Raw genomic sequence first — 6,861 nt, 5'->3', positions numbered from 1 at the left:
TTAAACCGTGGGCTATGATAATGGAATGCTATGTTTTTGAATATCTTTGTGTAATGGTTTTAACCATTTACATCTACTCTGGTGTTTTGGTTGAGGCTTGTTTCTCTTTCCACCTCGTGTTTTTCCATTCTTTTTGTTGCGCAGGGCTAAGGAAGGTCCATGCTACAATGCGGCTACTTTTGTTGCCTTGCCCCATAGGGATGGTTTTTACTTCAACTGCTTCTGCTTTTTCTAAGGAATCTAGAATTACAGGCAAGTTCGAAGACTTTGAAACCAAGCTGGAAAACCAATAGCATGATTCGCCAAAATTTTTGCTTTCTCGAATCATAGTTTGAATAAACTTTCGTTCTCCGCCATCGCACCAAAGCTCTTTACTTCTTCCCCCAAAATTCAACACAGGGTCGGCTACTTTTTTCTTGGCCAAGTTGTTCACTTTTCGCGAAGCACTTTCTTTGGCTTCTTCAGGCGAACGATGAAAAGGAGGGTTGCATATTGTAAAGTCAACACGGTCTTCTTTTCTCAAAATGTCGTAGAAAATATCCTTTGGCTCGGGCTGTCTTCTCAATTCTATTTTTCCCGCCAAGTTGGGGTTCTGGTCTATAATAGACTGAGCAGATTTAAGAGAAACAGAATCAATGTCGGTACCAATAAAGGGCCAGCCGTATTCTTGCGCGCCAATAATGGGGTAAACGCAGTTGGCACCAACGCCCACATCAATGCCAGTTACTTTATTGCCAGTAGGTATTTTTCCGTAATTGCTAGCGCAGAGCACATCAGCCATATGGTGAATGTAATCGGCCCTTCCTGGTATTGGCGGGCATAAATAGTCTTCGGGAATATCCCAGAACTCTAATTTGTAATGATGTTTCAATAAAGCTTTGTTCAGTGCCTTTACCGCTGCTGGGTTGACGAAATCAATGGAATCGTCTCCATACTTATTGGGTTGAACGAAGTTGCCTAATTCAGGGGTTCCCTTCATAAGCTGAGGTAAGTCATAGCGGCCTCTATGTTTGTTTCTGGGGTGAAGCTTTGGCTTGGTTGCAGGAGTATTGTCTTTACTCGATTTTTTATTAGGTCTTTTCCTTTCTCTTCTTTCAGACATATCCATATGAGTTTATCAAAGGCAAAGGTACTGTTCAAAACGGAAAAGCACCTATTCTATAACAAATCGAAAAATAACTCAGAGATGGCTCTGATTTTTGGTTAATTATTTTATAACTTTAAAAAGTATATCAACACATGTTTTAGTTATAATTTTTTAAATCAGTTATTAATTACCTACATAGAATATATAAGGGTAATATTTTGGTAAACTTTCTATTCCTAAAATTATTGAAATTGTGAATGGATAATACTTGCCGTTGAAAAAATCAATTAATCAACCTAAATTTTTAAACTATGAAAAACATCGTAAATCAATGCTTTTTCCTTTTACTAGTTACCTGCTTGGTGGCTTGTAATTCTTCACCCAAGGAGAAAACAGAAACTTTGGCAGTGGCCGCTTCGAATTCGGGCGGAATCAATGGAGTGGACGGTAACTGTGTTGCACCTCCTGAATGGTTTAATGGGACTGTCCCTACGCCACAACCGCAAAACTTCCCTCAAGGAGATGACGTCACTAACTGTGATTTTCACTTAATTTCTTGGCAGTACTTTCTATGGCTGACAGAAGAAGTAAATGGGAAGCTACGCTTTGAGAACCTCTATACCAGTAATGCCATTCATCCAGAAACTAAAGATGACACCTATCAGGTGCTAGATATTGTGGAACAGGCACTTTCTAAGGGGATTTTAATCGATCAGCATGGAAGAGCAGTGTACAGCAACATTATGATCAATGACATTTATCGTGATTGGGTGCTTGAAAATAAGCTGTATGACCCTGAAGTATTTGTTGATTTTGACGCAACTGCTGATTTTCCGGTAGGTTCAATGTCGTTAAAAGCCAACTGGAAATTGGTGCAGCCAGGAGAAGATGTGAGTAATTTGTACACCACCAAAGCCGATATTCAACTATTGACGATGGTGGATGGTGAGCCTAGAATTCCTGAAGATAATCCGCAAATTCAGAAAGATGTAGAAGTAGCTTTAATAGGTTTACACATCGCTGTTGTAGTAGAGGGGCATCCAGAATTTATTTGGGCCACTTTCGAATTTGATGGCAATGCGCCAAACTTTAAAGAAGATGCAAGCGGTGTAGTGGTGCAAGGCATGAACGACCCAGTATCGGATAAGAATTGGTTGCTATATACTGCCAATACTACAGCCAGAAAAACCAATGCGAATAATGCTGAAATACTAGAGTTTGTAGATGAAAGTAAGCAGACACTTACGCCAGTAACTCAAGTGGCACGTCAGTATGCGCAAGGTGGAGGAAGCTCTACCAATCGTGGTAATATCGATCACCTAAATGCAAATGCGAAAGACCAATTAAAAAAGGAAGGCTCGATTTGGGAGAATTACTTTGAGGTAGGTGCTGTATGGTTCAATACCGAAAAAGGAGTGCTAAAGCCAGATTGGAATCCGAATGTAGATTCAACTATGGTGACAGGTTCGTTAACCCTCTCCAACGCTACTATTGAAACGTTTACGCAAAAAGTGCGCTCTCAAAACAGTTGCTTCAGCTGTCACAACACATTCCCTGTTACAAATGTACCGCTCTCTACTAAGGTGCTGCCAGGTAAAAATGCCAATACCAGTCATATTCTTTTAAAGAATTACCAAGGCGGTGGCGAAGTAAAGCGTTCTAATTAATTCAACCTAACCATAAAAATAAAATGGCAAATTCAAGCTTAAGAATACATCCAGCTATTGGCATGGCCAGAGTTGGAAATAGTACAGAATATTATTTAGGGCCAGAAACTATGGCCGCATCTCCGCAAGAGGGGCAAGCGCTTACTGGTGGGCTTCCAATAAAACCAGGCACCGAAAACACTACCATTACCAGTGGTGATTTGCGCGATGCACAAGGTAGGTTGAAAAGGCAGGCCGCTCGTTTTAAGATATTTCAATATCCTAATGAAGGTGATAAACTTACCTTCCCAACTCAAGGAGGAGAAGAAGTGTTGATTGGGTCTACTGTAGACGGTAAAAAAGTCAAAGACATTATTTGGACCGCTCATTTGGCAAATAAAAAAGCCAATTGTTGGGAAATTGATGAAGACGCCAATCTGGGTATTGAACTTTATAAACCACATGAAGTAACGGTAGATGGGAAAACCATGACGGTGAGTACACCGCCATTGAGAAACCCAGATTTTGATAGCACTTCACCTCAAAACCCTTATACGGTAAATCCAGCAGATACCGACCGTTTAAAGAAACTGGTGATCGATGCTGGGCCTCGTGCAATAAAGGCAAGTCAAGGAACTACGCCTATAAAATTTGATAACACAACTCAGGCCAGTTATTACGATCAGAGTTTGGGGGCAATTACCAATCAGCCCAACTATCCAATTCAGTTTCCTGCAACTAATGGAAGTGGATCGAATGGAAGCGATCCGATTAGTTATTTGGGGGAAATTATTACTGAGCCCAATGGTAGGCTTTTGGTTTTAGGCGGGCATGGTTTGGCTTGTGCTTTCGATAATCAAGGTAATTTTGATGCAAGTCAACCGCTGTGTAAAGATGTAGATAACGATAATTGGTTAGATGATACTTCTGACGGACCTGTAACTGCAGTTTTGGTTTTTGAAGATGGAACGCAACAGGCGATTGAAGGGAGTGCTTGGGCAGTGGTTACCGATCCTGCTTATGCACCTCAAACTCTGAATGTGGTAAATCTTTGGGATGATGTTTATAACACTTGGTTAGAGAATTTCAACCTTCAGCCAGAGGTGTTTAGCAATGGAAAATATAACCCCGAATACAAGCCTTACTTCCAAGATGATATATTCCCAACCTTGAATTCGGCACACATGCAAATGTGGAATACGAATTTACCAGATCAGGCCATTTCGGCACATGAAAGGGTGAAGCTATTGACCGAGCAAAAGCCGCCTTTCGATATGATGAAGTTTATTCGAAACCCAGATGGTAGCCAGAATAACAACGGAGCACCATTAATGCCTTTGTCACTAGGAGATGCCAATCAGGCTTTTTTAACCGTATCGCGTCAGCAATATTTCTTTATGGAACAATGGAATAAAGGAATGAGTGTGGGGGCAAGTGCCCTACCAATAGGCGAAGGCGAGCAACTCGATAAAACGATTTTGGTGAATTGCCTCGGTGGTCGTTTTAGCCCTGGAATTGATTTGACTTTTATTGTTCGTGACCCAGATTTATATAATAAAGACTGGCAGAACCCAGCAATCGGGCCTTTTAGAATTAATGCCGAAGAATTGAATTATGCATCGGCCACTAAAGATCAGCCCTTTTTGGGAGTAGGCTATACGCCTTTAAGGCCAGACCCTGTTCAGCCAGGTGACTTGTGTAAGTTTATGGCTATTCCTTGGCACACCGATTATAACTCTTGTGCTACGCATACGCCAGCGCCAAATCCAGGCGGAGATATTACCGAAAAGAACGTGTATAGCGGAACGGTGAATACTACTTTGTTCTGGTCTTGGCCAGCGCAACGACCGGTAGCTGTATATACTTTCAATGATTTATCTGCCAATAATGGCGATATCAAATCTACGAAACAGCGTTTTTCAGTTCGTGGAGAAGGTACTGCAGCGCAGGAGAATTTATCGACTCCGGGTTGCCCAGCTTCATCAGGTTTCGATACCGCTGCAATGAATGTAGGTCGTTATCAGAACCGTAGAAATATTCTTACGGAATGGGTGAAAATCGGTACGATTATGCAGGGGCCAGCCATTGATGGTTATCCTGATGGTTTTAATAAGGATTATTACTTGGAGGTGGAAAGCCTTTTCGATAAAGATGACAGTAACTTGGTCGTTTTCTGGCCAAATGTTGTCGATGACGAAGTGTACCCTCCTAAAAATTAATTTTGGATATAGTTCCCAACTATAATGTGGCAATAATTGGCGCAGGACCCGCAGGGTGTTCCTGCGCCATTGCTATTTTAAATGTAGGCATAGCAAATGTCACTTTGGTAGATACTTCGAAAACAGGCAAGTTTCATATTGGTGAAAGTATTCCGCCTGAGATGAATCCAATTCTGCGTGAATTGGGTGTTGCTGACGCTTTTCAGACTCAAGGCCATGAACCTTGTTTTGGAAGTTGTTCTTATTGGGGAAGTGAAAAGCGAGGTTATAACGATAGTATTTTAAGTCCGTTCGGGCATGGTTGGCATTTAGACCGCGCCAAATTCAATCAATTTTTAGTAAATGAGGCTGTTGAACGTGGTGCTAAAGTTTTGTCGGGGCACAGTTATCAGAGTAGTGCAAAAACTGAGCACGGTTATCAACTCAGTCTGAAAAATGAATTTGGTGAAATTGATTCAATAGAAGCTGATTTTGTAGTAGACGCTTCTGGTGTGCGCAGCGTTTTTGCTACCGATCAAGGGAGTAATAAGCAGCACGAAACACCTTTGGTGTGTTTGGCTTTAAGGTTCAAAAATAAGGGGCTTCGCGAAGTGTCTAAACTCACGCATTTAGAATCGGTGGAAAACGGTTGGTGGTATGCCGCCAGAATTCCGAATGAGCAATTACTCGTTACGCTTTACACCAATGCTGAAACAGTAAAGAAGTTAGGTCTGAACGACCTTAAAAACTGGATTCAACTTTTACAACAATCTCCAAATACGCATCAATGGATTGCCCAAATGGAACCGATTGATCAGAAGTTACTCGGTTTTCCTGCGCAGTCTTTCTGCTTAGATCATATTGTAGGCGAAAACTGGATGGCCATAGGAGATGCCGCATCGGCTTACGACCCGATTACTTCCCAAGGTATCATCAAATCTATAACGCAAGGCATGCGTGCGGCAGAAATTATCGCGCATTGTAAAAATGGGGCTAACGAAGCTCTTCCATACTTTGAAAAGGAAGTTTTGCATCAGTACGAACAATACAAAGAAGCCCGTCAACATTTTTACAGCTTAGAACAACGCTGGCCTCAAAGCGAGTTTTGGAGGGAGATGCATGGTTTAGTTAGTGCAGTGGGTGCTAATTAGTTCTAAAAACTATTTTTATATCCATAAAGCAGTTAACTGCTTTGCCGTCTTTTATTCCAGGGTTCCAATCTTCAGAGAGTAGAGCTACACGAATAGCTTCTTTGGCTAGGTGTTTATTGACTTTGTCGTTTTGAACTTCCGCTTTAACTATTCTGCCATCGCTCAAAATTGTTAGTCTTAGATTAACATCTCCACTGGTTCCATTTATCGCTGCCTCTCTAGGGTATTTTAAATTCATTAAAAGGTGTTTGTTCCAACCATTTTGGCCTGTGGTGTAATCGGGCGGTATGTCAAGGTCGGCTGTCGCATAAATCCTGTTGTCAGTTGATAAAGTAGCATCCTTATTAGTTAAAAGTCCTTTCTTGTCATAAACCTCAATAAAGGAGTGGCCGTTTTTAACGTCTTCTATTATCCATTCGCCAACTTTTACACCATTTTTATATTGCCCTGTAGTTTGAGATGAGTCTTCAAGGTTAAAAACATAATAATCACCATGCCTCTCGTCTTTAACCAAGTTTAGAGTTTCTATTAAAGTACCGTCCTTTAAGTATTTATGAATAGAACTACTTTTACCTTTCGTGGAGGTGACGTCATACCGAAATACCGATACATCATTTTTAGCAACTTCCTTATTTTTTTTATCAAAATAGGCGGTATCTATTTTTTGAGAAAATGCACTGAAGCATAGAAGGAATGAGAGTAAACAGAGTGTAGCTCGAATCATTTGAAAGGCATTAAAAATTCCCTCTAAATGTAACAGGCTGATCAGATTATTCAAA

Annotated in this window: 5 protein-coding genes; 3 read left to right on the top strand and 2 right to left on the bottom strand. The window is 41.0% G+C overall.

Features of this window, described 5'->3' with window-relative positions; genetic code table 11:
* Window positions 1–73: 73 nt before the first annotated feature.
* A complete protein-coding gene (rlmF, locus tag AWW67_RS06345; protein ID WP_062300746.1) occupies window positions 74–1,102 on the bottom strand; it encodes a 23S rRNA (adenine(1618)-N(6))-methyltransferase RlmF in 1,029 nt (342 codons plus the stop codon).
* Window positions 1,103–1,398: 296 nt separating this feature from the next.
* On the opposite strand from rlmF, the gene AWW67_RS06340 reads away from it, so the two are divergent.
* From AWW67_RS06340 to AWW67_RS06330, 3 genes are read left to right on the top strand one after another with little or no spacing between them, the layout of a single operon-like run.
* Entirely contained in the window at window positions 1,399–2,754 is a 1,356-nt protein-coding gene (locus AWW67_RS06340; RefSeq protein ID WP_062300744.1) for a hypothetical protein, read from the top strand.
* A gap of 23 nt (window positions 2,755–2,777) precedes the next feature.
* Complete coding sequence (locus AWW67_RS06335; protein WP_062300743.1) at window positions 2,778–4,952, top strand: LodA/GoxA family CTQ-dependent oxidase; 2,175 nt, start codon at window positions 2,778–2,780, stop codon at window positions 4,950–4,952.
* Between the two features lie 2 nt (window positions 4,953–4,954).
* The gene (locus AWW67_RS06330) at window positions 4,955–6,082 is read left to right on the top strand and encodes an NAD(P)/FAD-dependent oxidoreductase (RefSeq protein WP_176700002.1); all 1,128 of its coding nucleotides are present in this window, start codon (window positions 4,955–4,957) and stop codon (window positions 6,080–6,082) included.
* Here AWW67_RS06330 and AWW67_RS06325 read toward each other — a convergent pair.
* On the bottom strand, window positions 6,075–6,860 hold the full coding sequence (locus AWW67_RS06325; protein ID WP_141655391.1) for an energy transducer TonB: 786 nt from the start codon (window positions 6,858–6,860) through the stop codon (window positions 6,075–6,077). The two genes, AWW67_RS06330 and AWW67_RS06325, sit on opposite strands and share 8 nt — an antisense overlap.
* Window position 6,861: the final 1 nt, after the last annotated feature.

It is taken from the genome of Roseivirga seohaensis (assembly GCF_001592945.1).
GTDB classification, from domain to species: domain Bacteria; phylum Bacteroidota; class Bacteroidia; order Cytophagales; family Cyclobacteriaceae; genus Roseivirga; species Roseivirga seohaensis.
This window is presented reverse-complemented; position numbering and strand designations above follow the sequence as displayed.